The organism is Nocardia sp. NPDC055165 (assembly GCF_053606985.1).
In genome coordinates this window covers 376348-401477 of record NZ_JBSGSS010000005.1, presented here as the reverse complement: position 1 = coordinate 401477, position 25130 = coordinate 376348, and the positions used below count along the sequence as shown (strand labels likewise).

Genomic DNA, 25130 nt, shown 5'->3' with positions numbered 1-25130 from the left:
TCTGGGCGTAACCAACGACCAAGGGGCCCGCCCTGATCTGGACTGAGCGGAGGGTGCGACGAAGGAGTACCCGGAGGGAGGGAAGATCAGGGGCCCGAAGGGCCCCGCTCGAGCGCGCCAGCGCTCCAGGAGTTCAGCGGGTGATGCCGAAGCGGGTGTCTGCCCAGCCGAGCGCGTCGGCGAAGGACGCGGAGACGATCTCGCTGTGGTCGACGTCGTCGTACTTGCGGTAGTCGACCGACTCGCCTCGCCCCTGCTGTTCGGCGACCATCGCGTCCGTCGCCTGCAGCGGGACGGTGAGGTCGGAACGGCCTTGGAGGACGAGAACGGGGACGGTGAATCGCAGGCCGCTCGGGTCGTTGTCGTCGAGGACTCGCAGCAGCCCGGAGACATCGCCGTCGGCGGTGAACACGTCCTTCGCCGACAGGCCGCCCCACTTGCTCTTGTCGCGCAGCCCGCCGGTGCATTCGGAGTCGGCGACCGGCAGCAGCGACTGCGCCCGGCCGGTGAGGAATCGGGCGGGGTCGACATCGGTCACCGTCTGGGCGCCGCGAACCAGCAGCGGCAGGTACACCGACACCTCGCCCGTACCCAGCTTGCCCAGCGGATTCGACGCCGCCCACTTCGCCATCCGCACCTGTTCGCCCAGGTGCGAGGCGGGCGCCAGCGCGATGGCGCCGAGCAGCGGCGTGTTCGGCGTCCATCCCGCGGCGTCGACGGCGGCGAACAGGGCCGCGTGGCCACCTTGCGAATGCCCCATCGCCACCCAGCGCGAACCGACCGTCTTGTCGATTTCCCTTGCCGCGGTGGCGATATCGGCCATCGCGCGTTGTTCGGTCTCGCCGATCATGTACCCGTGACCGCCCGGCGTCCCCAAACCCTGGTAGTCGGTCCTGGCCACCGCGTACCCCTTGGCCACCCAGCGAGCCTGTTCGTCCCTGCTCGGGGAGGAGCCTTCGGATCGCGAGGCCGCGCAGACGTCGGCGACCCCGGTGCTACCCGGCCCCCAGGAAATGAGCGGCCAGCCACCCGCGGGCGCCACGCCTTCGGGCACCGCGAGTGTTCCCGATACCGCGACGGGTTTCTCCTGCGCGTCCAGTGACCGGTACAGCGTCAGGAAGTTGCGAGCACCCGGCACCGCCTGCGCGCCAGTGAGCGGCTGCGCGCGGATCACCGAACCACGCTGTCCCGGAATCGATTCCGCGCTGGGGTTGTAGAACGCGGAAAGCGGTGCGGCCGCGGCGAATTCGGCGGGCCTGCTGTCCTGGGCACAGGCCGGCGCGGACAGCGCCAAGCAACCCGCTGCGATCACCCGAGCAATACGTGCGTGCAAGTTTCCCCCGATACGCCGACGGCCCATGACGTGGCCGATAAACCGCCGACCAGGTTACTCGATGCCGCCCGGACGGCCGGGCGCCCCACGGCCCCCAGCCGTCCGCCGTACTCAGCCCAGCACCCGGCCGAGGAAGTCGCGGATCAGCGCGGCGATCTCGGGTCCGTGCGTCTCCAGCGCGAAATGGCCCGCGTCGAGCAGGTGCAGTTCGGCGTCGGGCAGGTCGCGCAGATAGGCGCGGGCACCGTCGGCACCGAAGATCTCGTCGTGGACACCCCAGGCGATGAGCGTCGGCGGCCGATGCTCGGCGAAATACTGCTGGAAGGCCGGGTAACCGTCGAGGTTGTTCTTGTAATCGAAGAACAGCTGCAGCTGGATCTCCTTGTTGCCGGGGCGGTCGAGGTAGGCCTGATCGAGGGTCCACGCATCCGGGCTGACCAGTGCGAGCCGGTCGGCCGGAACGCCGTGCGTGTACTGCCATTTCGTCGCGTCGAGCTCGAGCAGCTTGCGCACTTCGGGCTCGTGGGTCGCGCGGTCGTTCGCATGCGCGAACAACACGTCCCAGAACGGAGTGAAGCCGTCGAGGTAGGCGTTGCCGCTTTGGGTGATGATCGCGGTGACCCGCTCCGGATTGCGCGAGGCGATGCGCAGGCCGATGGGGGCGCCGTAGTCCTGGATGTAGAGCGCGAAACGGTCGATGCCGAGGGTGTCGAGCAGTTCCAGGGTGATCTCGGTGAGCGTGTCGAAGCTGTAGTCGAATTCGTCGACCGCCGGCATCGCCGACTGACCGAAGCCGAGGTGATCGGGTGCGATCACGTGGTAGTCGTCGGCCAGTGCGGGAATCAGGTTGCGAAACATGGCCGAGCTGGACGGGAAGCCGTGCAGCAGGAGCAGAGTCGGCTTGCCCGAGTCGCCGGCTTCACGGTAGAAGAGCGACCGGCCCTGGATCTCGACGGTGTGGTGGCTTATCTGGTTCATCGTGGATCTCTTTCTGTGTGGGTGATACTCGCGCCGAGCCCGGGAAGCTCGGCCGGGCGGGATTCAGACGGTGACCGGTGCGCGACGGCGAACCGGGGAGATCAGGCCGACGGCAACGACGGTGAATACCAGGCCGAGGGCGAGGTAGCCGCGATAGCTGTCGGTGAGGGCGTGCACGACGGTGGCCACGCCGAGCCCGGTGGCGGCGGCGAGCTGGTGGATCACCCACGCGGGCGCCAGCGTGCGGCCCATCCGCGCGGGGTCGAGACCACGCGACAGGATGGCCATGGTCAGCGGGATGACGGGGAACGAGGCGATACCGAACAGCACCGCGACCACGACCAGCACCGCGGGCCCCGGCACGAGCACCACGGGCAGCAAGGCGGCGAGGCGCACCGAATACAGCACCCGCAGTAGTGATTCCGGTGGGTAGTGCCGCAGCAGCCGCACCATCGCGGCCGAGGTCAGCCCGGCCGCCAGCGCGGCCAGCGCCACGAGCCTGCCCGCACCGGCCACCGACCAGCCCTGCTCCACCGCGTGTTTCGGCAGCATCAACACGACCACGTACAGGGTCGCCGCGTGGAAACCGAAGGACACCAGCACTTTCCATCGGTCCGCCAGCGATTCGCTGGCGCCTGCGCTGGTCGTCGCCCGCTGATCGGCGGGCAGCAGCAGCCACAGCACGGCGGTCGAAGCCAGACCGATCGCGCCGAGCAACGCGAAGGTGCCGCGCACACCGATCGGATCGAACAGCGCGGTCGCCGCCCACGGCGTGATCAGCTGGCCGAGGTTGATGCCGATCGCGGCGCGTGCCATGGCCGGTCCTACCTGCGGACCGTGCGCCCGCCCGAGCAGGGTGGTCACGGTGAGGGTCGACGACGACGCGAACCCCAATCCGCCGAGCACCATATAGGCCGCGACGAACTGCCAGGTCTCGGTCACTAAGGCCAGCACCAGATAGCTGCTAGAGATCAGCGTGAGCCCGCCGATCAGCACGAGCTTGGGCCCGAGGAGATCGAGCAGCCTGCCGATACCCTGCTGCGCCAGGCCGGTGACCGTGGTGCCCAGCGCGGCGGCCACGGCCAGCGCCGTCGCCGACACCCCGTACGACGCGGCCGTCGGCGCGAAGAACACACCCATCGTGAAGTTGAGCCCGAACGAGACGGTCATCGCCGTCAGCCCCGCCCAGGCAAGATGCTCACGTCGCATGCCCATCAGTTCCTAACTGCCTATTGTCATTTGAATGGTTACAACAGGCGAATGTCCGGCCCCATTCCCTTCTCGGGAAGTCGGTCCAGACGAATACTCTCGACTGTGCTGCGGCGGATGCGCGAGGCCACTCGAACGGCGCTCACGCCCGTCCATGTCGCGCTCAGCCAGCGCGGCCGCCGCCCGAGGCGCCTGCTTGGCCCTCAGCCCCCGCACCTTCCAGCGGCGCCTCGCCGAAGCGGGCACCACCTGGCGCGACGAGGTCGACGCCGCCCGCCGCGACCGCGCCGAACGGCCCCTGCGCGACTCCGACCTCCCCGTGCAGTCGATCGCCGCCCGGCTCGGCTACACCGATGCCCGCACCCTGCGCCGCGCGTTCAGCCGCCGGAACGGCCAGTCCCCCGACATCTTTCGCCGCACGCCCGGCGCGTGACACACGAACGGCGCGTTCACCATGAGGTGAACGCGCCGTCCGGAGGAGAACGAACTAGCGGCCGATCGCGGCGGCCATCACGCGGGTGGCCGAGATCAGGCCATCGATCAAGTTGCCCTGACGGAACGAGGCCAGCGCGGCGGTGACGCCGAGCTGGCAGATGCGGTCGTTGGCGCGCTCGGCCACATTCGCACCGGAACGGACCTCGATCGCGCCCTGGTTCGGGGACACGGCGATGAGCACCGAATCGGCCGACTCCGGGGTGTTCGGCAGAATCGCGTCGGCACCGGCAGCCGGATCGGAGCCGAGGTCGCCGAGGTAGATGTTGAAGCGGACCTTGGTGGCGCGGGTCGCCTCGGTGAGCGCGTTGTCGAGGGAGATGCGTTCACGATCGGTGAACGGCACCTCGTCGAACACGGTGCCGGGCTCGTGCACGCCGGACACCCGGCCGCTGCTGGTGAGGGCGAACCCGTGCGGCAGGTCGGCCTCGACCACCGCGGGCCAATTAGAACTTGCCACTTGCCCGGCCTCCGATCAGCTCCGCATGCGCGGTTTCGAGAGCCGCATGACTGCCATGCGGCTCGGCGGTGTGGTGCCCCGCCGCGGCGGTCACCTCATCGGTAGCACTCCACAGCACCGGCCGGTGGGTCCACTTCTGCCCGAGTGCGAAGTGGGCCGGCTTCTCACCGGGGAATGGCTTACCGAGATAGGACAAACCCGCGATCGCGAAGTAGATCGCGGCCGGGATGCCGACGAAGATCAGCACTGTCTCGAGAATGCTCACGCACCAACGGTAGACGATGCTGTGTAGTAGTTCATCCTCCGGCTGGCAGTTCCCGCACCGCGTGTCCGGCGGTGCTACACCAACCAGGCCGCCGCGTTCGGTGGCAACCGGTCGTCGGCGACCGGAGCGCTCGACAACAGCACCTCCCCCGGCGGCAACTGGATCGGGCCGTCCGAGGCGTTGAGCACGCAGATCAACCCGCCCGGCCGACGGAAAGCGAGGCAGCCGTCGGGACTGCCGTACCACTCGATCCGCTGGCCCGCGAACTCCGGCCGGGTGGCGCGCAGGTCGATCGCCAGCCGGTACAGCGACAGCGTCGAGTGCAGGGTTTCCAGCTGCGCCTCGACGGTGCGGTCGGCCCAGTCGGCCGGGATCGGCAACCACGGCGTGCCCACGGTGAAACCGAACGGCGTGGTCGGGCCCTCCCACGGCATCGGGACCCGGCAACCGTCACGACCACGTTCCCTGTGGCCCGTGCGCTCCCACACCGGATCCTGCAAGACCTCCTCGGGCAGGTCGTCGACGTTGGGCAGAGCCAATTCGGCGCCGTTGTAGATGAACACCGCACCGGGCAGGGCGAGTTCGACCATCATCATCGCCCGCGCCCGCGCGACGCCGGCCTTGCCGCCGCCGTAGCGGGTCACCTCCCGTTCGATGTCGTGATTGGACAGCGTCCAGGTGGGCGGGGCGCCCGCGTCGGCGACCGCGTCGAGGGAGTGTGTGATCGCGTCATGGACGCCCTGTGCGGTGAAGGGAGTCTCGGCGAGGCGGAAGTTGAACGCCAGGTGCAGCTCGTCGGGACGGACGTATTCGCCGAAGCGGACGTTGTCGTCGACCCACACCTCGCCGATCGACACCGCGTGCGGGTAGTCGTCGAGCACCGTGCGGATGCGGCGGTGAATGGCGTGCACGCCCGGGTTGTTGAAGCGGGGATCGTCGTCGTCGTGGACGAGCATCTTGGTCTCGACCCGGTCCATGTCGGGCAGGCCCTCGGGTTTGGCCATCCCGTGGGCGACATCGAGGCGGAAACCGTCGACGCCACGGTCGAGCCAGAAGCGCAGGGTCTTCTCGAAATCGTCGGCGACCTCGGGGTTGTCCCAGTTCAGGTCGGGTTGTTCGGGCGCGAAGATGTGCAGGTACCACTGTCCTGGAGAGCCGTCGGGTTCGGTGGTCCTGGTCCAGGCGGGGCCGCCGAAAATGCTCGGCCAGTTGTTGGGTGGCTCATCCCCGTTCTTGCCGCGACCGTCCCGGAAGAGGTAGCGAGCCCGTTCCGGGCTGCCCGGAGCAGCCTCCAGCGCCTCGGCGAACCACGCGTGTTCGATGCTGGTGTGGTTGGGCACCAGATCCATCGTCACTTTGATCTCACGGTCGTGCGCCTCGGCGATCAACTCGTCCAGCGCCCCCAGCCCGCCGAAGAGCGGGTCGATGTCGCGCGGATCCGACACGTCGTAACCACCGTCGGCCTGTGGTGACCGCATCACCGGACAGATCCACAGCGCGTCGACGCCCAATAGCTCCAGGTATCCCATCTTCTCGCGTACCCCGCCCAGGTCACCGACACCGTCACCATCGGAGTCGGCGAACGAACGCGGATAGACCTGATAGAACACGGCGGTTTTCCACCACGGAGCGGTGCTTGCTTCCCCCGGCACCGGCGAGGCAGGTGTCTGTGTCACACCCGCAATATTGCCAAAGATCGCCCGCAATATTCATGCGGGGCGAGACTTTCTGCGAATCCGGCAAATCACCAGCGTTCGCCACGCCGCGGCGAAACATCGTGGTAAAGGGCGGCATCGACGCGAAACCGGGCGGCCATCCGCTGGTTATCAGCGAACGGCGGGCACCCGTAAGGCTCGAGTGCGCCCCAATAGGGCTCTCGTCCCGCTACGGAGCGTTTTGCAGGGAGGCCGCTGCCATCTGGAAGTAGTCCAGCAGGGCTTTGCGGTGTTCGTCGTCCAGGATCGACGGTTCGATCTCACCGACCGCGATCCGCATGCATCGCATCCAGGCGTCGCGCTCGAGCGGCCCGATGACGAACGGATTGTGGCGCATGCGCAGCCGCGGGTGCCCGCGCTCGTCGGAGTAGGTGCGCGGCCCGCCCCAGTACTGTTCGAGGAACATCCGGAACCGGCGCTCGGCCGGACCCAGGTCCTCCTCCGGGTACAACGGGCGCAGGATCTCGTCGGCCGCGACCTCGCGATAGAACACCGACACCAGACGGCGAAACGTCTCCGCGCCGCCCACGGCTTCGTAGAAGGAGGTCGTTGTCTGCTCACCGGAAGTCACGCGCTCCATTGTGCCCCGATCACCACGGTCACGAACGCGCTGCCCTTCAACCACAGTTCATCCGGAAGTTTGAAAAATAGCCGTGCAATACCGCCGGAACCATGGTCAACTGGGGTCAGTATCGGCCCCAGATACCACATGATCCTGCCAATCATGAAATTGAGGTCACGAGGATGAAGCAGCGACCGAGCGCCCGTTCACACGAGGCGCGCACGCACCGACAACTCCAGCCCGCCGACGTCCACAATCGTGGCTCGGGGGCTGTTCCGCTGCATATCCTGTCCGATCACCATCCGGGCGCACACGGTCTTCACGACCTGCCGCATCTCCCCGCGCCTCTGCATCTCGCCGGAGACCACGACGCCGCCGCGTGGCGCAAACGCCGGGTCCTCCTCCTCAACGCCACCTACGAGCCGCTCACCGCGCTGTCCGCTCGTCGCGCTGTTGTGCTGCTGATCTGCGCCAAAGCAGACGCCGTTCACGACAATCCCGAAGGACCGGTCCTGCATTCCGCGGGCTCCGAAGTGGCGATTCCGTCCGTCATCCGCCTGCGCACCTACGTGCGGGTGCCCTACCGCGCCCGCGTGCCGATGACCCGCGCCGCGCTCATGCATCGCGACCACTACCGATGCGGGTACTGCGGCGGCAAGGCCGAGACCATCGACCACGTGATCCCCCGCAGTCGCGGCGGCGAGCACTCGTGGGAGAACTGCGTCGCCAGCTGCGCCCCCTGCAATCACCGCAAGGCCGACAAGATGCTGGCCGACCTGGGCTGGCACCTGCGCCACCCGCTGGTCTCGCCCAAGGGCCCGCATTGGCGGTTGCTGTCCACCACCGCCGATCTGGATCCGATCTGGTTGCAATACCTCGGCGAAGGGGCCGCCTGATAGGCACAGCCGCGCATGGCCGGAACGCAGGCGAGCTACGCCTGACCCGCGCTCGATCGGCTCAGGCGCTCTCGATGACCATCGTCGCCCACGTTCCCGGCTCGAGCGCTTCGAAGATGTGAGGGAGATCGCCCAGGTAGCGGATGTAGTCGCCGGGGCGCATCTCCACGGGCTCGTCCGCCGGGCCCGCCATGGCGCGGCCCGCCGCCAGGACGACATGCTCGACGACGCCCGGGCTGTGCGGATCGGAGCGACGAGTGTGGCCGGGTTCGGCCGCGATGCGGTACACATCACAGCGAGTGTGTGACTGGCCCGCTGCGAGCAATGTCACCCGATAGTCGGCGTCGGCCGAGGGGACGGGTGCGCCCTCGTCGGCGCGAATCACCTGAACATTGGCCCGCGGCGGATCGAGCAGCCGGGAGAACGGCATTTCGAGGGCGACGCACAGCGCCCACAGGGTTTCCAGGCTGGGGTTGCCGGTGCCCGATTCCAGTTGCGACAGCGTGGATTTCGCGACGCCCGCCCGATGAGCGACCTCGGTGAGCGAGAGGCCGGCGCGGGCGCGCTCACGACGCAGCGCCGCGGCGATCACCGCCTGGGGCGGTCCGACGACGGGGTCCTGCCGGTCCATCTACGCCTCCTGAGGGCTGGCGATACCGCGTTGACTTTACCCACCCCGTGCGTTCAATATAAACAACATGCGTTCGATTTGGCGAACACTCGACCGGAGAACCGTGGCTGCCGTAGCCGCGGCGTGCCTTGCCGTCGGCCTGTTCGGGGTGTCCTATGGCGCGTCGACGATCGCGGCCGGGTTCCCGATGTGGATGCCGATCGTGATGGCGGTCACGGTGCTGGCAGGCGGCTCGGAATTGCTGTTCTTCGGGATCGTCGCGGCCGGCGGTAGTCCGCTGGCGGCGGTGGTGGCCGGACTGCTGCTCAACGCGCGCCACCTGCCGTACGGATTGTCGGCGCCCGAGGTGTTCGGGCGCGGCTGGAAGCGAGCGCTCGGCATCCACGTCCTCAACGACGAGTCGGTCGCCTTCGCCACGGCCCCCGGTGATCAGGAACGCAAACGCGCCGCGTACTGGGCCTGCGGTATCGGCGTCGCACTGTGCTGGCCGCTGGGCGCCACCCTCGGCGCGGCACTGGGTTCGCTCGTACCCGATACCTCGGCGCTCGGCCTGGACGCGGTGTTCCCGGTGATCCTGCTCGCGCTGATCCTGCCCGCCCTGCGCGACCGGGCAACATTGCGGCCGGTACTGGTCGGTGCCGGGTTGGCGGTAGCGGTCGCACCGTTCGTGCCTGCCGGGCTCCCGGTGCTGATCGCCCTGGGCGGACTGGTCTTCGCTCTACGCCCACCGACCCCCACCGGCGAACCGGTGGCGGCATGAACGCGCCGTATCTGCTGCCCGCCATGTTGGCGCTCGCTGTGGGAACCTACGCACTGCGATGGACCGGCCCCGCGATGCGCCATCGGCTGCGGCTGTCCCCCCGGGCAATCCACCTCCTGGACACCGGCGCCCTCATTCTGCTCGCCGCGCTGGTAGCAACAGCCACGCTGCCGACCGGCTCCGGCCACCTCGGCGTCGCCCTACCCGCCGGTGTCGGCGTGGGCGGAGTCCTCGCGTGGCGGCGCGCCCCTCTACTCGTCACCGTGCTGGCAGCAGCCACGACAACGGCGCTGCTACGCCTCGTCGGCGTGCACTGACTCACTGCCAACCACGCTGCGCCACGACGGCACCCTCAGCCCGCCCCGCGACCCCTCGGGTGCGGGGTTACCGCGACCCGAGACTCTGATCTGCCCAACTCAACTGGGCGACAACGGAATCCCGCCACCCAATCGCCGCGCGACAGACCCGTACCGAGCATCCAACCGCAACCACGTCCGCGTAGCCCGCACCCGCACCAGCTCCGACGGCTGAATCCGACGCGACTCCGCCTTCTCCCCCGCATGCGGAATGAAATCCATCGCAGTGAGCGCGAAGACGACGCGCATCGGCACCTGCACCTCGAGATCACCGGTCCCGGTAACCGTAAGAACCGACTGGTCGAGAAGAGACGCGGGCGGCCCTTTGGGACCGCCGTGTTCGCGCGCCACATCCGCGCCACGTTCGGCCAGCTCCACCAGGGTGCGCGCCGGAACGTCATCCACATGCGAGAAGCCGTCGGTCGGCGGAAGGGCACCGCGCCAGGCGGAGTCCATCGAGTAACCGAGGTCGATCGGATGGCCGGTACCCAATCCCGCGAGCACCGTGTCCGCACCGACGGTGACATCGTCGACACCGAGTTCCGCGGTGATCGTGCGCACCGCCAGAGTCTCGAACCCCGTTGCCACCCACGCGGATACGAGACTGGAACCACGCCGCCGCAATCGGACGACAGCGGCCGGGTCCAGCCGGAGGGCTCGGCTGAGGAAGGTGGCCAGGTTTTCGCGTTCGGCCGGGTCGGGCGTGTGGAGCACCCGTTGTTCGGAGGAGCTCACGTAATCAGGCCCGCCACAGTGTCAGGTAGTCGCGCTCGGACTCGCTGAGCCTGCGCAGCCGCTGGGTATCGATGTCGAACGCGGCGAGCTGGGTGGTCGCGATCACCGCGGGCGGCGAATCGGGAGCCGCGCCGTTGGCCCGCACCTCGTAACCGATGGTGAAATCGACCGCGCGCAATTGCTTGACCCACATGGCGATGTCGAGCGGGGTGTCCTCGTGCCGCAACTGCCCGCGGTACTTCACATGCAGGTCGACCAGCACACACCCCTGCCGCCCCATCGACGCCGTCGGCTTGTCGTCGTCGAACAGCCACGGAATCCGCGCCTCTTCCAGCAGGGTCACCATCCGAGCGTGGTTGACGTGCTGGAACACGTCCATATCCGACCAGCGGATCTCGACCTTCGCGTGAAAACGCTGCGGCAACACCAGCTCCGGTGCGGGCGTGCCGGTGTTGCCGTTCGGCGAACTCGTCACCGTGGTACCTCCGATTGGGCGCCCACCCCGCTCACCATGCTCCGCACCTGTCGCGCGGCAACCGACAGTGTGGCGAGGTCGTGGGTCCCGGACTCGAACAGCTCCGACAGGGCCGCGCGCGCACGACCCAGCCTGGACTGGTTCTTCGACTCCCAGTATGCAATTTTTTCGTCGGGAGTTTCCTCCGGGTCACCCGCGGACAGCACATCGAGGGTGAGCGAGCGCAACGAACCGTACATGTCGTCGCGCAGAGCGAGCCGGGCCAGCGCGTGCCAGCGATCACCGCGTTCGAGATGGCTCACCGCCTCGAGCAGCCAGTCGATCTTGAGATGGTCGTTGAGCGCGTAGTACAGGGCGCCCACCTCGGCGCCGTCGCGATCGGTGATGTCGGCGATGTCGACGATGTCGAGCAGCGGGAACAACCCGAGCAGCCCGAACACCTCGGTGGCCAGGTCGGTCGGCGCACCGCGGGCGATCAGCTCGGCGGCGCCCTGGGTGAGGGAGGTGACATGGTGCCCGCGCAACCAGCCCGGCACCTGCGGCGCCAGTTCCTGGACCCGGCGGTGATAGCGGTTGATCTCGGCGCCGACCGCGATCGGCTGCGGCCGGTTGCTCAGCAGCCAGCGCGATGCACGGTCCAGCGTCCGCTTGGATTCCAATTCGAGCAGGTCACAGACTCCGGCGGCCGCGTCGGCGCCGCGGATGCGCGACCACACGTCATGGAGCTGGAAGATCTCGGTGGCCGCGGCGAACGCACGCACCGTATCGGTGGTGGTGGCGCCGACCTCTTCGTTGAGGCGGTGGGCGTAGGTGATGCCGCCGTAGTCGACGACCTCGTTGACGATCATCGTGGTGACGATCTCGCGGCGCAGCCGGTGCTTCTTGATGGCGGCGCCGAACTGCTCCCGCAGCGGCGTCGGGAAGTACAGGGGCAGCTTCCTCGCGAAGTAGGCGCTGTCGGGCAGGTCGGTGTCGAGCAGGTCGGCCTTGAGGCCGAGCTTCACGTGCGCGAGCAGGTTGGCCAGCTCGGGTGAGGCGAGCCCGGCGCCCTCCTCGCCACGGCGAGCCAGCTCGGCGGTCGACGGCAGCGCTTCGAGCTCCCGGTCGAGGCCACGTCGCTGTTCGAGGTCGGCGATCACACGACCGTGCACATTGAGCATCTGGGGCGCGTCGGTGCGGGCGATACCGATCAAGGTGTTCTGATCGACGTTGTCGTGCAACACCATTCGAGCGACCTCGTCGGTCATCGAGGCCAGCAGCGGATTGCGGTCGGCGGGTGCGAGACCGCCCGCGCTGACCACGCCGTCGAGCAGGACCTTGATATTGACCTCATGGTCGGAGCAGTCGACGCCCGCGGAGTTGTCGAGTGCGTCGGTGTTCATCTTGCCGCCCGCACGGCAGAACTCGATCCGGCCGAGCGCGGTGGCCCCCAGGTTGCCACCTTCGCCGATCACCTTGACCCGCAATTGGTTTCCGTCGACGCGCACCGCGTCGTTGGACTTGTCACCCACCTCGGCGTTGGATTCGGTGCTCGCCTTCACATAGGTGCCGATGCCGCCGTTCCACAGCAACTGCACCGGTGCGAGCAGGATCGCGCGCACCAACTCCGGCGGCGAGAGCGTCTGCACCGAGTCGGGCAGGCCGAGCGCCGTCCGTGCCTGCGGCGAGATCGGCACCGACTTCACGGTCCGTTCGAACACGCCGCCGCCCTCGCTGATCAGGCTCCGGTCGTAGTCGGCCCACGAGGATCGCGGCAGCGCGAACAAGCGCTCACGTTCGGCGAAGGAGCTCGACGCGTCGGGGTTCGGGTCGAGGAAGATGTGCCGGTGGTCGAACGCGGCGACCAGCCGGATGTGCGGCGAGAGCAACATGCCGTTGCCGAATACGTCACCGCTCATGTCGCCGACGCCGACCACGGTGAATTCCTGGCTCTGGGTGTCGATGTCCATCTCACGGAAGTGGCGTTTGACCGCTTCCCACGCCCCCTTGGCGGTGATGCCCATCGCCTTGTGGTCGTAGCCCGCCGAGCCACCGGAGGCGAAGGCGTCGCCGAGCCAGAAGCCGTAGCGGGTGGCCACATCGTTGGCGATATCGGAGAAGCTGGCGGTGCCCTTGTCGGCGGCGACCACCAGGTAGGTGTCGTCGCCGTCGCGGCGGACCACCCGATCGGGCGGCAGCACCGCGCCGGTGGCCAGGTCGACGTTGTCGGTGACGTCGAGCAACCCGGAGATGAAGGTGCGGTAGCAGGCGACGCCCTCGGCGATACTCGCCTGGCGGTCGACGGCCGGGTCACCGATCGGGGCGGGCGGACGCTTCACCACGAAACCGCCCTTGGCGCCGACCGGCACGATCACCGCGTTCTTCACCGCCTGCGCCTTCACCAGCCCGAGGATCTCGGTCCGGAAGTCCTCGAGCCGGTCGGACCAGCGCAGGCCGCCACGCGCTACCGAGCCGAACCGCAGGTGCACGCCCTCGACCCGCGGCGAGTACACGAAGATCTCGAATTGCGGTCGCGGCTTGGGCAATTCGGCGATCTCGCGCGGCTCGACCTTCAGTGCCAGGTAGTCGCGTGGGCGACCTTCGTCGTCGAGAACATAGTTGTTGGTTCGCAGCGTGGCTTTGATCAGGCCGAGGATGGCACGCAGGATGCGGTCGGCGTCCATGCTGACCACCTCGTCGATCCCGGCCCGCACCCGGGTCTCGAGCTCGACGGCGGCCTCGGCGGAGACGATGGCCGGATCGAAGCGGGCGGCGAACAGGTCGACGAAATCGCGCGCGACCTCCGGGTGGGCCAGCAGCACGCGGGCGATATTGACCTGGGAGTACGGGAATCCGGCCTGCTGCAGGTATTTCGCGTACGCGCGCAGGATCGCGACCGACCGCCACGGCAGGCCGGCACGCAGCACGAGTTCGTTGAGACCGTCGGCTTCGGCCCGGTCGTACCAGACGGCCTCGAAGGCGTCGGTGAACCGGGTACGCAGGGCGTCGAGCTGGCCGGGGGCCTCGAGCAGTGCGGCGTCGAGATCGCCGCCCAGTGCGTTGCGCAGCAACTCCGGGCGAGCCTGCAATCCGAAATCGTAGATCCAGCGCTCGGTGCCGCCTTCGTGTTCGAGCTGGTAGGGCCGTTCGTCGACCACCTCGACACCCAGGCTCTGCAAGACCGGGAGGACCTGGCTCAGCGAGACACCGGAACCGGCGATGTAGAGGCTGAAGCGCCACGAACCGGGCTCCGCTTCGGGCCTGCGGTAGAGGTGCTGCCTGATGCCGCCTTCGGTGAGTCGCTCGAGACGCACGATGTCGGCCAGCGCGCGGGCGGGCGCGAAGTCCTCTTTGTAGCTTTCGGGCAGCGCCTCCGAATACCGTTTGACCACAGCGGGATCGAGCACGGTAGAGGAGGCGACCGCATCACCGATCCGGTCGTCCCAGGTGTGGCTGGCAGCGTTGAGCAGGCCCTGCAAACGCAGCCGGTTGTCCTCGGAGGTGTCGGGACCTGCCTCGCCGGTGGCCTCGGCGGGCATCATCACCGTGAAATACACACTGGCGAGCTCACTTTCGCTCACCCGCGCCGAGTAGTCGATATCCACGCCACCGAGTTCGGCGACCAGGATCTCCTGCATCTCCAGGCGTACGGCGGTGGTGTAACGATCGCGCGGCAAATACACCATGCAGGCCACGAAGCGGCCGTAGCCGTCGCTGCGCAGGAAGAGCCGGACCTGCCTGCGCAGGCCGACGCCGAGGACCGCGACGGCGGTGCGGCGCATGGTTTCGGTGTCGGCCGAGAACAATTCGGTGCGCGGGAACGACTCGATCACCTCGAGCATCGCCTGCCCGGAGAAGGAGTCCTTGTCGAACCCGGCGCCCTCGATCGCGGTCCGCACCCGGCGATTGATCACCGGGATGTCGAGCACGTTCTCGTGCACCGCGCTGACGGTGAACACGCCGATGAACAGGTGCACCCCCACCTCGGCGCCCGTCTCGTCGACATCGGCGACACCGACGAAGTACGGGTACACCGAGCGGTGCACGGTCGCGCGCACCAGGCCCTGGGTGAGCAGCAGCAACGGGCGGTCTTCACCGTTGATGGGCACTTTGAAATCGGTGCCGACATCGGGCCGGAGCACACCCAGGCTCGCACCGGGCACCACGGTCGAGACCGTGTGGCCGTCCTCGACGCCGCGCCGGTAGCGGGCATACCCCAGCAGGGTGAAGTTGCCCGCGGCCAGCCACCGCAGCAGCTGGGCGCAATCGGCCACATCGACAGCGGGGAACGGCGTGGAGCCCTGGGCGGCGGACCGGTCGAGCGCGTCGGCCAGCGAGCTCTGCACCGCGGCCATGGCCTCGGTGTCGTCGATCACCTGGCGGACATCGTCGATCACCTCGGGCATGGTGCGTTCGATGTGATCGAGCTGGGCCCGGCCGGTCGACGGGTGCAGCTGCAGGTGCATCCACGATTCGGTCAGCCCGGTCGCGCCGTGGCCGTCCACCTCGTGCGCCGCGGCGCCGGTGAGGTGGCCCTCCTCGTCGCGGATGACCTCGAAGATCGGGTGGATCACCTCGGAGACGCTCACCTGCATCCGGCCCAGCGCCGCGGTGATCGACTCCACCAGCAGCGGCATGTCGTCGGTGACGACCTGCACCGCGGCGCCCATCCCGGTCCCGTCGTCGGGATGGTGCACCCGCACGCTGGCCTTACCCGGCATCCGCACGGCGGCCAATTCCATGTGGTGCCGGAAGATCTGGGTGATTCCGGGGATCGGGAAGTCCACGTCACCGGCATCGACGTGTCGGAAATACGCCTCCTCGAGGGTCGCGAGATCGCCGCGCAAGCTCTGCGGCATTCCCGCGGCCCACGCCGCGCTGGAGATTTCCGACGAGACCGTCATCGTTTAGCCCACTCCCATGGATTGTGGTTCGCTTCGATTTCGCAACGCAGGTGACGCATTTTCGAGACTAGCTCCGGGTACTCGAACACGCTGAGGGAATTCGGGCTTGCCGCGCCGGTAACTTGAAGAATGCTGGGTGAACGCCAGGGAGCACCGATCGGCACAACGCCGACGGCCCGGCGGAGCGACCGTTCACAGATCGTTCCACCGGGCCGTCGTGCGGGCCGCGCGTATCAGTCGCGCGTCAGCTTGCGGTGCGTAACACGGTGCGGGCGAGCGGCTTCGGCGCCCAGACGCTCGATCTTGTTCGCCTCGTACGCCTCGAAGTTGCCCTCGAACCAGTACCACTTGGCGTCATTGTCGCTGTCACCCTCCCACGCCAGGATGTGGGTGCAGGTGCGATCGAGGAACCACCGGTCGTGGGAGATCACGACGGCACAGCCGGGGAACTGATCGAGCGCGTTCTCGAGCGAACTGAGGGTTTCGACGTCGAGGTCGTTGGTCGGTTCGTCGAGCAGGATCAGGTTGCCACCCTCCTTGAGGGTCAGCGCCAGGTTCAGGCGGTTGCGCTCACCACCGGAGAGCACACCCGCCGGCTTCTGCTGGTCCGGCCCCTTGAAGCCGAACGCGCTGACGTAGGCGCGCGAGGGCATCTCCTGGTTGCCGACCTGGATGAAGTCCAGACCTTCGGAGACGACCTGCCAGACGTTCTTCTTCGGGTCGATGCCGCCGCGGTTCTGGTCGACATAGCTCAGCTTGACCGTCTCGCCGACCTTCACCTCACCGCTGTCGGGTGATTCGAGACCGACGATGGTCTTGAACAACGTCGTCTTACCGACACCGTTGGGTCCGATGACGCCGACGATACCGTTGCGCGGCAACGTGAAGGACAGATCCTTGATGAGCTGACGATCGCCGAAGCCCTTGTCCAGGTTCGACACGTTGACCACGATGTCGCCCAGTCGCGGACCCGCGGGGATCTGGATCTCCTCGAAGTCCAACTTGCGGTGCTTCTCGGCCTCGGCCGCCATCTCCTCGTAACGGCCGAGGCGAGCCTTGTTCTTGGCCTGCCGGGCCTTGGCGCCGGACCGCACCCAGGCCAGTTCGTCCTTGAGGCGCTTCTGCAGCTTCTGGTCCTTCTTGCCCTGGACCTCGAGACGCTGTGCCTTCTTCTCCAGGTAGGTGGAGTAGTTGCCCTCGTAGGGGTAGGCACGCCCGCGGTCGAGCTCGAGGATCCACTCGGCGACATTGTCGAGGAAGTACCGGTCGTGGGTGACGGCCAGCACGGCGCCCGGGTAGTCGGCGAGGTGCTTCTCGAGCCAGAGCACACTCTCGGCGTCGAGGTGGTTGGTCGGTTCGTCGAGCAGCAGCAGATCGGGCTTGCTCAGCAGCAACTTGCACAGCGCGACGCGGCGGCGCTCACCACCGGAGAGGTTGGTGACCGGCTCGTCCGGCGGCGGGCAGCGCAGCGCGTCCATGGCCTGCTCGAGCTGGGAGTCGACATCCCAGGCGTCGGCGTGGTCGAGGAACTCCTGGAGCTTGCCCATTTCGTCCATGAGCTCGTCGGAATAGTCGGTGGCCATCAGTTCAGCGATCTCGTTGAACCGATCCAGCTTGACCTTGACCTCGCCGAGGCCCTCCTCCACGTTGCCGCGGACGGTCTTCTCCTCGTTGAGTGGCGGCTCCTGCTGCAGGATGCCGACCGTGGCGCCCGAGCCGAGGAACGCCTCACCGTTGTTCGGCCGGTCCAGTCCCGCCATGATCTTCAGCACGCTGGATTTACCCGCGCCGTTGGGACCCACCACACCGATCTTGGCGCCGGGAAGGAAGTTCAAGTACACGTCGTCGAGGATGACTTTGTCGCCGTGTGCTTTGCGAACCTTGATCATCTGATAAATGAACTCAGCCATACGCGGAAGCCTATCGGTGGGAGAAACGGGGACGGGATACGGAAGGGTCGAGTGCCGCGGAAACGACCCTCATGCGTCAACCTGCTCGGCACCGTTGGTGCTCGACACCACGTCCGGCGATCGCGCGGGGACAGGATCCGCCACGGTCGTACAGGCTACGGCAACGGCCTCGGTCGACGCATACCCGGTGGCAGCGTCGTCGGCCTTCGGTAGGGCAGCGCCGCGGGCGTCGGAAATATTCCGCACCGCGGCATGCGGCAATGATCGCAGGCCCTCGGACCGGCGAACAACGCTCGCGTGGCAGCGCGCCAGATCGGGCCCGACCGCCACCGCGCGCATCTCCAGATCCCGCCGCTCGGTTCCGTCCTTGCCGCGGTACTCGTGCGAGCGGAGTTGCCCGTAGGCGATCACCGGGTCGCCACGATGCAACGATCGATCCACCCCTGCCACCAGCCTGCGCCAGCACGAGACCGTGAGATACAACGTGCCGTTGTCGGTCCACTCCCCCGTTTTGACGTCGAATCGCCGCGAATTACTCGCCATCCGGAACGTGAGCATCTGCTCACCGTTGCTGAGATCGCGCCGCACCGGATGGGTGATGACGGTCCCGATCACCGTCGCGTGTGCCTCGTACATCGTGCTCGCCCCCGCTCGAATCCACCGTTTTCGCTCTGACCACCCAAGAATGACCTGGCAAACGGGAGTGTGGGGCGCGCGCAGTCGATCTGTGGATGAATCGGGCAGTTGTGGACAACGTCGGTGTCAGAGCACGGGAAGCTCGGTGTTCGCTCCGCACAGCACCACGATCGGCCGTACGCCGGGCTCCGGTGTGTACACACCGCTCTGCACGGCGGCCAGCGCGGCGGCACCTTCGAGCTCGACCACCACGCGGAACTCCCGCCAGAGGTATTCGCGGGCGGCGGCGACCGCGTCGTCGGCCACCGCGATCGCGGGCATCTGGTGCCGCTGGGCGATGTCGAAGGCGATGTCGCCGACCCTGGTCGCGCACAGCAACTCGGTGGCGCACGAGGCCACGTCGATATCGACCGGCGCGCCCGCCGCGAGTGCCGCCGAGAGCACCGGTATGTGCTCGGATTCGATGCCGACGATCTCCCTGCGTTTGCCCAGTGCCGCCCCGAGGCCCGCGATCAGCCCGCCGCCGCCGACCGCGGCCAGCACCGGCGGCCTGCCGCGCACCTGTTCTTCCAGCTCGAGCCCGATGACGCCGGCGCCCGCCACCACGGCGGGCATGTCGTAGGCATGCAGATGGTCGGCCCCGCGCTCGGCGGCCAGGGTGAGCGCCCGGCGTTGCGCCTCGGCGTACGTCGTTCCGTGCCAGAGCACTTCGGCGCCGTGCGCCCACATCGCGGCCACCTTGGTGTGCGGCGCGGATTCCGGCACGACAACCGTGCATTCCTTGCCGAGCTGTGCCGCGGCCAGCGCCACCGCGATACCCGCGTTGCCCGCCGAGGCGACAACCACATGGTCGGCGCCGCTGCCGGCCGACAACAGGGCGTTGAGCGCGCCACGCACCGTGAATGTGCCGCCGTGCTGCAGGAATTCCATTTTCAGTGACACCGGCACCGGCCCGTTCGGCCCGTCCACACTCGTGTGGAACACCGGAGTCTTGCGTACCCGACCGGCCAGCCGCCGCCGCGCCGCCCGCACATCGGTGCGCAGCACCCGCTCCGGTTCGGCCCGCTCGGTCGATTCGCTCGACGGCACACCGAATCCGCTCACCGGCGGACCTCGCCGTCACGCCGCGCCAGCTCGGCGTACATCGCGTTGTAGGCGGTCAGGTCGGCGTCGTTGTCGCGATCGGCGGCCCGGTCGGTGCGCTTGGCCAGCTTGGTGTCGCTGCGTGACCACTGGATCAGCAGGGCGAGCATCACCACCACCAGCGGCACCTCACCGCTGGCCCAGGCGAAACTGCCGCCGTTGCGCTGGTCGGCGAGCAGGTCGATGTTCCAGCCGAGGTCGAGGGTGCGATAGAACCAGTCGCCCAGCACGGTGGTCATGCTCATCAGCGCGATGCCGAAGAACGCGTGGAACGGCAGCGTGCCGAACACCATCGCGAGCTTGGTCAGCGGTGCGACCTCGCGCGGCTTGGGATCGATGCCGATCACCACCCAGTAGAACAGGTAGCCGCTGAGCAGGAAGTGCGTGTTCATCATCAGGTGGGCGGCGTGCGAGTCGACGTAGGTGTCGAAGATTCCGCCCAGATACAGCGCGTAGAACCCGGCGACGAAGATCAGCGACGCCACCACGGGCTGGGTGAGGAACCGCGAGACCGGGTTGTGCACGGCCGCCAGAATCCACTCGCGCGGCCCCGGCACACCACCGCGGCCCGCGGGCGGGAGCGCGCGCAATGCCAGGGTCACCGCGCCGCCGAGGGCGAGCAGGATCGGCGCCAGCATCGACAACGCCATGTGCGCACCCATGTGCACGCTGAACATCGCCGGCGCGTAGCGCCCGACCCCCGACGACGTGGCCAGCAATAACACCAGGCAGCCACTGCACCAAGCGATGGTCCGCCCGATCGGCCAGGCATCGCCGCGCTTGCGCAGCCGGTGGACGCCGAGCAGATAGAGCGCGGCGAGCACGATCGCCAGGGTTCCGAAGATCAGGTCGAAGCGCCAGTCGAACAGCAGGCGACTCACCGTCGGCGGGCCCGCGAGGGTGTAACCCAGCTCCACTTCGACCGGCGTCGGCACCGTGGTCGGCGGCGGTGGCGGGGTGCGGCCGAGGCCGACTGCCAGGCCGATGGTCGCCGCGAAGATCAGCATCTCCACGCCGGCGAAACGGATGAGCGCGCCGCGGTCGCGCGAGTCGGCGGCCAGTGCGGGCAGCGCGGCCCGGCGCTGCAAGTAGCCGATGGCGCCCAGCACCAGCAGCGCGGCCGCTTTCGCGAGCACCAGCCTGCCGTACGTAGTGGTGAACAGGTCCGAAACGGGCACCCGCACCCAGGCATTCACGACGCCGCTGAGGCCGATCACCACGATCGAGATGGTCGCGGCCACCGAGAACCGGCGGGCGGCGATATCGGTGTTCGCGCCGCCACGCATCGCGTGCGCCAGCACCGCGATCAGCCCGCCCACCCAGACCGAGGCCGACACCATGTGCAGGATCAGGGAGTTGGTCGCCACGTCGTGGGAGCCACCGGAGGACGAGTGCCCGGTCAGCGCCAGCGGCATCATGGTCACCAACGCGCCTGCCAGCAGCACCGGTGTCCAGCCCCAGCGCAACGCGCACCGGCAGCCGATCGCCACGATCAGCGCGAACAACACCGTTGTCCGCCAGGCGCCCGCGACCTCGACCTGCGTGATCACCGGCCACAGCACTTCGGGTCGCCAGATGGCACTCACCGGCTGACCGGTCGTATCCGACACGGTCAACGGCACCAGCAGCGCCGCGCTCGCGGCCCACACCAGCGCGGCGTCGGAGGCGCGGCGCACCGCCCGATAACCGCCGACCTCGAGCAGCCCGCCGTCGCGCGGGGGCAGCAGGAACGCCGCGAACAACAGGGAGCCGACGGTCATCGCGGCGGCCAGATCGGCCACCGCGCGCAACGCGGGCAATCCATATGTTGTCAACGCCCCCGGATCGGGTATACCGAGCAAGCTGAGCGCGTGCGCCGCCGACAACCCGACCACCATGGCCGCGACAACCGCGGCGATACACCCGGCCACAACGCTGAGTACACCGAACGGCGCCGCCGGACCCGTATCCGCCGGCGGTCCGCCGTCGACGGCGGGTCCAGCGGTGGGGTCCTGCGATAACGACATGACAACGAGGGTAGTTCGACGTGCCCGGCGACGCCCCGAGGGGGCGCTCACCCGAGCCTGCGCTCGACGATCCGGTCGGTCGCTATACTTTTCGAGCTGGACAGCGTGGCCGACTTCGGCCAAGGTTGATGCGACTGCCTCCGTAGCTCAGTTGGATAGAGCAAGGGCCTTCTAATCCCTAGGTCGCAGGTTCGATTCCTGCCGGGGGCGCCAATGGCTCCTGACCCGCATAGATTGCCGGTCAGGAGCCTTCTTGATTCTCGGCACAATGCTTCAACAGCTAGGGACTTTGCAGGTAGATCGCGTGATGGCGAGCGAGAATTTCTGCTCGCAGATCTGCGAGCCCGAAGAATGCCGTGGGTGTGGCGATGCCCTGGCCAGCTTTGTCCGGGGCCCGCGAGCCGCGGCCGGTCAGGTTCTGCGCGAGATGACCATGATGTATTCGCAGGGCGCGTCCGTTCGGTTGGCGAAGCCGTGGTCCGCGTCGGCCTGGAAGAACAGGGAGTCGCCTGCATTCAGGATTTCGATGATCCCGCCGATCGCGACGGTGAGGGTGCCTTCGAGCACCACGAGCTGCTTCTCCGTACCCGGCGGATACGCGGGCAGCAACCCGGTAGAGACCTGTGCGGGGAGGTAATGGACAACCATCTCGCCGCCTCCCGCCCCCGGGGCCGCCGACACCATGTGCCGTTCGAAGCCGGTTTCCGGGTCACGGAAAACGGGGCGATCGTTCTTGCGCAGGACAACGGCGACACCGGACGCGGCAGCAGCTGCTCCACCGACCAGGTCCGAGAGCGACGCGTCGAGCGCGTGGGCGATCCTGGACGCGACACCAATTGTCGGGCTCTTCTCACCGCGTTCGACCTTGGACAGCATCGCCCGGCTGACCGACGACTGTGTGGACAGCTGTTCCAGCGTCAGGCCCGCTTCCTCACGGCGTCGCCGTACGTTACGGCCGAACGCGCCTGCCAGGTCATCACGATCCTGTGATTCGGCCACGTTTGCGTCTTGCTCGACCACCGTGCTCCTCGATCGATGGATACCTCGCTGCAGTGTAGACTTTCTCCTAAAGAAGATTTAGTCTTCCATCGGAGAGGCGCGATACGCGCCCAACACGATGGAGGCTCCATGCGTTTGATCTCGAGTGGCCGGCACCATGCCACGTTCGAATTCGGCGGTCTGCAGGTGATCTCGTTGCGAGACGGGTACATCGACATGCCACCGACACGGCTCCGCGGCGAGGACGGGCGCCCGCTCCCCGCGCTGCCGACCGCCGTGCCGCTGGCCGGCGACAACTTGCGGCTGTCGGTCAACGCCTTCTTCGTCACCGACGGCACGCGGTCGGTTCTCATCGACACCGGCGCGTCCGACGTCTGGCACGACCCCACCATGGGATTGATCTACGACGCACTCGCCGAAGCGGGAATCGACCGGGCGCAGGTCACCGACGTCGCCATCACCCACAACCACGAAGACCACGTGAGCGGCCTGATCACGCCGGACGGTTCGGAGGCGTTCCCCGAACTCGAGCGGGTGTGGATCGGCGCGGGCGACACCTCGGTGTTCACGGGGCGGCTCGAGCCGATCCGCGACCGGGTCGTACCCGTGTCCGAGAAAGTCACGATCAACGACTGGGTCACCGCGATTCCGACACCGGGCCACACACCCGGTCACACCGTCTACGACGTCAGCAGCGCCACCGGCCACCTTCTCGTCTGGGGTGACACCGTCCACGTCCCCACGCTCCAATTCGATCAGCCGAACGTGACCTGGGAGTTCGACGGCAACCAGTCCCAGGCCCGCGCCGCGCGAGCGGCCCTGCTCGAACAGCTGACTCAACCGGACCACTTCGTGGCAGGCGCCCACCTCGACTCACCCGGCATCGCCCGCGTAACCCCCTCCGGCGGTGGTTACGCGCTGGAATATCTCGCACCACCGATCGGCTGATCGAGCCTGTCGGCGCGGGGCCACGCTCGTCATGGCGGCCCAGGAGGCCGAACTCGCCTGCCAGCCGAGACGAACCGGGAACAGTTGGACTTCACCGGGCCTATTGACGAAATCGACGTCACGGGAGCGTCCAGAACACCCTTGTCACCAGATAGAAGAAGATCGCGGCGAGCGTCAGGAAACCGACCGAGCAGGCGAGACCGACCAGGTCGGTGCGGGGATCGGGGCGGGGGTCCGATCGCATCCAGAATCCCAGCGCGCGGGTGACGACCGGCATCACCACCCAGGTCAGCAGGCTGACCGACAGGATGTTCCCGACCAGCAGGCTGATCCACAGCTGCGCGCCGGGCCAGATCTCGGCGATGATCACGGTGAGGATCACGACCGTCGGATACAGCCCTACCAGGACCGACAGGGCCGTCTTCCACGATGCCGGACCGCCGTCCTCGCCGGTCCGGCTCGGCGGAAACCACGACCCGTAGGGGTTGGCGATTCGGTGAACCTCGAAGTCCCTGAAGTCCGGCGCCTCTTCGAGCAGGGCCTTGCGCTGGGGCGATTCGAGCCAATGGTCGAGATATTCGGCCGAAGCGAAGGAATAGATGATCGTCCAGTCACTCTGAACACCGGGGATCGGCCGGTGCAACCCGGATCCGCGAAAACCTCGAAATGTCCGTTCGACCTCGGTCATCCGGTCCTGCCACGCGATGAACTCCGTTTCGCGGTCGGCCGCCACGGGATGGGAGACGACGACGGTCGCTACCTCTTCGGCCGGCTCGTCGACCAGCACATGCTGCGTCGACGGCCGTTCGAACAGCCCGGTTCCGCGGGCGAGAAGTTCGTCGCGCGTATCGCTGGCGAGCCAGCGCTTGAGGTTGACGATGTCGTCGAACCGATAGACGACCGACCAGTCGGACTGAGCGTCGCCCGGTGGAGTCACGTCGGCACCGAGGAATCCGGGGAAGGCCGCCGCAGCGTCGTTCACTTCCGCCTGCCACCGCCGGAACTCGCTCTCGCGGCCGACTCGGGGCTGCTGAGTGATAACCACCGTCGCCGCGGCGGGCCTCGGCGACGGTGCCTTCGAGGCCGTCATGTCAGTACGGGTGCTTATCGGCCTTTTCGGCCCAGGTCTTGTACGCTTCAGCGCCCAGATCCCTGCGGAACTGTTCGATTTTCACGGACCGCTCGGGCAGGGGCCTGGTGAAGTCCTCGTATTGATACGCGTCGTCGAAGCCGATTTCGCTGGTGTCGGCCAGGTCGCTCGCGAAATGCACTGCGTCCAGACGTGCCCAATAGATTGCGCTCATACACATGGGACATGGTGCGCCGCTGATGAATATTTCCATCCCCATCAACATTTTCGCGCGTTCCGGGACCTTGTCGGGTGATCCTTCAGGTCGCGGGACCAATTCGAGCGTCGACTCGTTCTGATGCTCTTTGGAAATACTCGGGGCCTCGCCGTTGAGGACCTGGGTGGCCTTGCGGATGGTTTCTATTTCGGCGTGTGCGGTGGCATCACCGGTGAGCAGCACCCGATTCTGCCCGCGCGCGACGATCACTCCGTCCTTCGCGATCACCGCGCCGAACGGTCCACCCCAATCGTTGTCGACAGACTCTTTCGCCAGCCTGCATGCTTCTTCCATGAGTTCATCCGGTGTCATAGGTATTGCACCTCGAATTGTGGTTCGGACGCACTTGACAGGCACACGGCATATTCTCCCGGCGCCACACCTGACGGCTT

General features: G+C 67.6%; 23 protein-coding genes and 1 tRNA gene. 6 read left to right on the top strand and 18 right to left on the bottom strand.

The window, feature by feature from the left end; genetic code table 11:
• Nucleotides 1-133 precede the first annotated feature (133 nt).
• The 3 genes from ACWFRF_RS13855 to ACWFRF_RS13845 form a co-directional block, all read right to left on the bottom strand.
• Complete coding sequence (locus ACWFRF_RS13855) at nucleotides 134-1312, bottom strand: alpha/beta hydrolase family protein (protein ID WP_378995577.1); 1179 nt, start codon at nucleotides 1310-1312, stop codon at nucleotides 134-136.
• Between the two features lie 132 nt (nucleotides 1313-1444).
• Nucleotides 1445-2311 carry an alpha/beta fold hydrolase gene (locus ACWFRF_RS13850; RefSeq protein WP_452450193.1) on the bottom strand — a complete coding sequence of 289 codons (867 nt, stop codon included), beginning with the start codon at nucleotides 2309-2311 and terminating at the stop codon, nucleotides 1445-1447.
• Between the two features lie 63 nt (nucleotides 2312-2374).
• Nucleotides 2375-3526, bottom strand: coding sequence for an MFS transporter (locus ACWFRF_RS13845; RefSeq protein ID WP_452450191.1), 1152 nt, complete (start codon nucleotides 3524-3526; stop codon nucleotides 2375-2377).
• A gap of 190 nt (nucleotides 3527-3716) precedes the next feature.
• Between ACWFRF_RS13845 and ACWFRF_RS13840 the strand changes: the two genes are divergently transcribed.
• Complete coding sequence (locus ACWFRF_RS13840) at nucleotides 3717-3953, top strand: helix-turn-helix domain-containing protein (protein ID WP_452450189.1); 237 nt, start codon at nucleotides 3717-3719, stop codon at nucleotides 3951-3953.
• 54 nt (nucleotides 3954-4007) lie between these two features.
• On the opposite strand, the gene ACWFRF_RS13835 is transcribed toward ACWFRF_RS13840, so the two are convergent.
• The 4 genes from ACWFRF_RS13835 to ACWFRF_RS13820 form a co-directional block, all read right to left on the bottom strand.
• A complete protein-coding gene (locus ACWFRF_RS13835; RefSeq protein ID WP_378995570.1) occupies nucleotides 4008-4472 on the bottom strand; it encodes a DUF5130 domain-containing protein in 465 nt (154 codons plus the stop codon).
• Nucleotides 4459-4737: an aa3-type cytochrome oxidase subunit CtaJ gene (gene ctaJ, locus ACWFRF_RS13830; protein ID WP_194829561.1), complete on the bottom strand. Its 279-nt coding sequence runs from the start codon at nucleotides 4735-4737 to the stop codon at nucleotides 4459-4461. The genes ACWFRF_RS13835 and ctaJ overlap by 14 nt, the downstream gene beginning before the upstream one ends.
• A 74-nt stretch (nucleotides 4738-4811) precedes the next feature.
• Nucleotides 4812-6413: a glycoside hydrolase family 13 protein gene (locus tag ACWFRF_RS13825; protein ID WP_452450188.1), complete on the bottom strand. Its 1602-nt coding sequence runs from the start codon at nucleotides 6411-6413 to the stop codon at nucleotides 4812-4814.
• 208 nt (nucleotides 6414-6621) lie between these two features.
• Entirely contained in the window at nucleotides 6622-7032 is a 411-nt protein-coding gene (locus ACWFRF_RS13820; RefSeq protein WP_101464033.1) for a globin, read from the bottom strand.
• A 164-nt stretch (nucleotides 7033-7196) separates the two neighbouring features.
• Here ACWFRF_RS13820 and ACWFRF_RS13815 point away from each other — a divergent pair, with 164 nt between their 5' ends.
• Entirely contained in the window at nucleotides 7197-7910 is a 714-nt protein-coding gene (locus ACWFRF_RS13815) for an HNH endonuclease (RefSeq protein WP_378629923.1), read from the top strand.
• 61 nt (nucleotides 7911-7971) lie between these two features.
• Here the strand turns inward: ACWFRF_RS13815 and ACWFRF_RS13810 are convergent, their stop codons facing one another.
• Nucleotides 7972-8541: a helix-turn-helix domain-containing protein gene (locus tag ACWFRF_RS13810; protein WP_101464034.1), complete on the bottom strand. Its 570-nt coding sequence runs from the start codon at nucleotides 8539-8541 to the stop codon at nucleotides 7972-7974.
• 67 nt (nucleotides 8542-8608) lie between these two features.
• Between ACWFRF_RS13810 and ACWFRF_RS13805 the strand changes: the two genes are divergently transcribed.
• Together ACWFRF_RS13805 and ACWFRF_RS13800 are read left to right on the top strand one after the other, a co-directional pair.
• Complete coding sequence (locus ACWFRF_RS13805) at nucleotides 8609-9301, top strand: AzlC family ABC transporter permease (RefSeq protein WP_378995562.1); 693 nt, start codon at nucleotides 8609-8611, stop codon at nucleotides 9299-9301.
• A complete protein-coding gene (locus ACWFRF_RS13800) occupies nucleotides 9298-9618 on the top strand; it encodes an AzlD domain-containing protein (RefSeq protein WP_378995560.1) in 321 nt (106 codons plus the stop codon). Before ACWFRF_RS13805 ends, ACWFRF_RS13800 begins: the two co-directional genes overlap by 4 nt.
• Before the next feature lie 99 nt (nucleotides 9619-9717).
• Here the strand turns inward: ACWFRF_RS13800 and ACWFRF_RS13795 are convergent, their stop codons facing one another.
• The 7 genes from ACWFRF_RS13795 to ACWFRF_RS13765 form a co-directional block, all read right to left on the bottom strand.
• Complete coding sequence (locus ACWFRF_RS13795; protein ID WP_379314295.1) at nucleotides 9718-10392, bottom strand: hypothetical protein; 675 nt, start codon at nucleotides 10390-10392, stop codon at nucleotides 9718-9720.
• 4 nt (nucleotides 10393-10396) lie between these two features.
• Nucleotides 10397-10867, bottom strand: coding sequence for an acyl-CoA thioesterase (locus ACWFRF_RS13790; RefSeq protein WP_379314294.1), 471 nt, complete (start codon nucleotides 10865-10867; stop codon nucleotides 10397-10399).
• Entirely contained in the window at nucleotides 10864-15750 is a 4887-nt protein-coding gene (locus ACWFRF_RS13785) for an NAD-glutamate dehydrogenase (RefSeq protein WP_387445199.1), read from the bottom strand. The genes ACWFRF_RS13790 and ACWFRF_RS13785 overlap by 4 nt, the downstream gene beginning before the upstream one ends.
• Nucleotides 15751-15983: 233 nt before the next feature.
• On the bottom strand, nucleotides 15984-17660 hold the full coding sequence (ettA, locus tag ACWFRF_RS13780) for an energy-dependent translational throttle protein EttA (protein ID WP_378995554.1): 1677 nt from the start codon (nucleotides 17658-17660) through the stop codon (nucleotides 15984-15986).
• A gap of 69 nt (nucleotides 17661-17729) precedes the next feature.
• Nucleotides 17730-18296, bottom strand: a complete 567-nt coding sequence (locus tag ACWFRF_RS13775; RefSeq protein WP_378995551.1) for a single-stranded DNA-binding protein — start codon at nucleotides 18294-18296, stop codon at nucleotides 17730-17732.
• A 126-nt stretch (nucleotides 18297-18422) separates the two neighbouring features.
• A complete protein-coding gene (locus tag ACWFRF_RS13770) occupies nucleotides 18423-19400 on the bottom strand; it encodes a serine/threonine dehydratase (RefSeq protein WP_378995549.1) in 978 nt (325 codons plus the stop codon).
• Nucleotides 19397-21445: a cytochrome c oxidase assembly protein gene (locus ACWFRF_RS13765; RefSeq protein ID WP_452450185.1), complete on the bottom strand. Its 2049-nt coding sequence runs from the start codon at nucleotides 21443-21445 to the stop codon at nucleotides 19397-19399. The genes ACWFRF_RS13770 and ACWFRF_RS13765 overlap by 4 nt, the downstream gene beginning before the upstream one ends.
• Before the next feature lie 136 nt (nucleotides 21446-21581).
• Between ACWFRF_RS13765 and ACWFRF_RS13760 the strand changes: the two genes are divergently transcribed.
• A tRNA-Arg gene (locus ACWFRF_RS13760) sits at nucleotides 21582-21658 on the top strand.
• Nucleotides 21659-21856: 198 nt separating this feature from the next.
• Here ACWFRF_RS13760 and ACWFRF_RS13755 read toward each other — a convergent pair.
• Nucleotides 21857-22465, bottom strand: a complete 609-nt coding sequence (locus ACWFRF_RS13755) for a helix-turn-helix domain-containing protein (RefSeq protein ID WP_452450183.1) — start codon at nucleotides 22463-22465, stop codon at nucleotides 21857-21859.
• Nucleotides 22466-22573: 108 nt separating this feature from the next.
• Between ACWFRF_RS13755 and ACWFRF_RS13750 the strand changes: the two genes are divergently transcribed.
• On the top strand, nucleotides 22574-23392 hold the full coding sequence (locus tag ACWFRF_RS13750; protein ID WP_452450181.1) for an MBL fold metallo-hydrolase: 819 nt from the start codon (nucleotides 22574-22576) through the stop codon (nucleotides 23390-23392).
• A 118-nt stretch (nucleotides 23393-23510) separates the two neighbouring features.
• On the opposite strand, the gene ACWFRF_RS13745 is transcribed toward ACWFRF_RS13750, so the two are convergent.
• On the bottom strand, nucleotides 23511-24482 hold the full coding sequence (locus tag ACWFRF_RS13745) for an antibiotic biosynthesis monooxygenase (protein ID WP_452450180.1): 972 nt from the start codon (nucleotides 24480-24482) through the stop codon (nucleotides 23511-23513).
• Between the two features lies 1 nt (nucleotide 24483).
• Nucleotides 24484-25050: a nucleoside deaminase gene (locus tag ACWFRF_RS13740; RefSeq protein ID WP_378995523.1), complete on the bottom strand. Its 567-nt coding sequence runs from the start codon at nucleotides 25048-25050 to the stop codon at nucleotides 24484-24486.
• Nucleotides 25051-25130 lie beyond the last annotated feature (80 nt).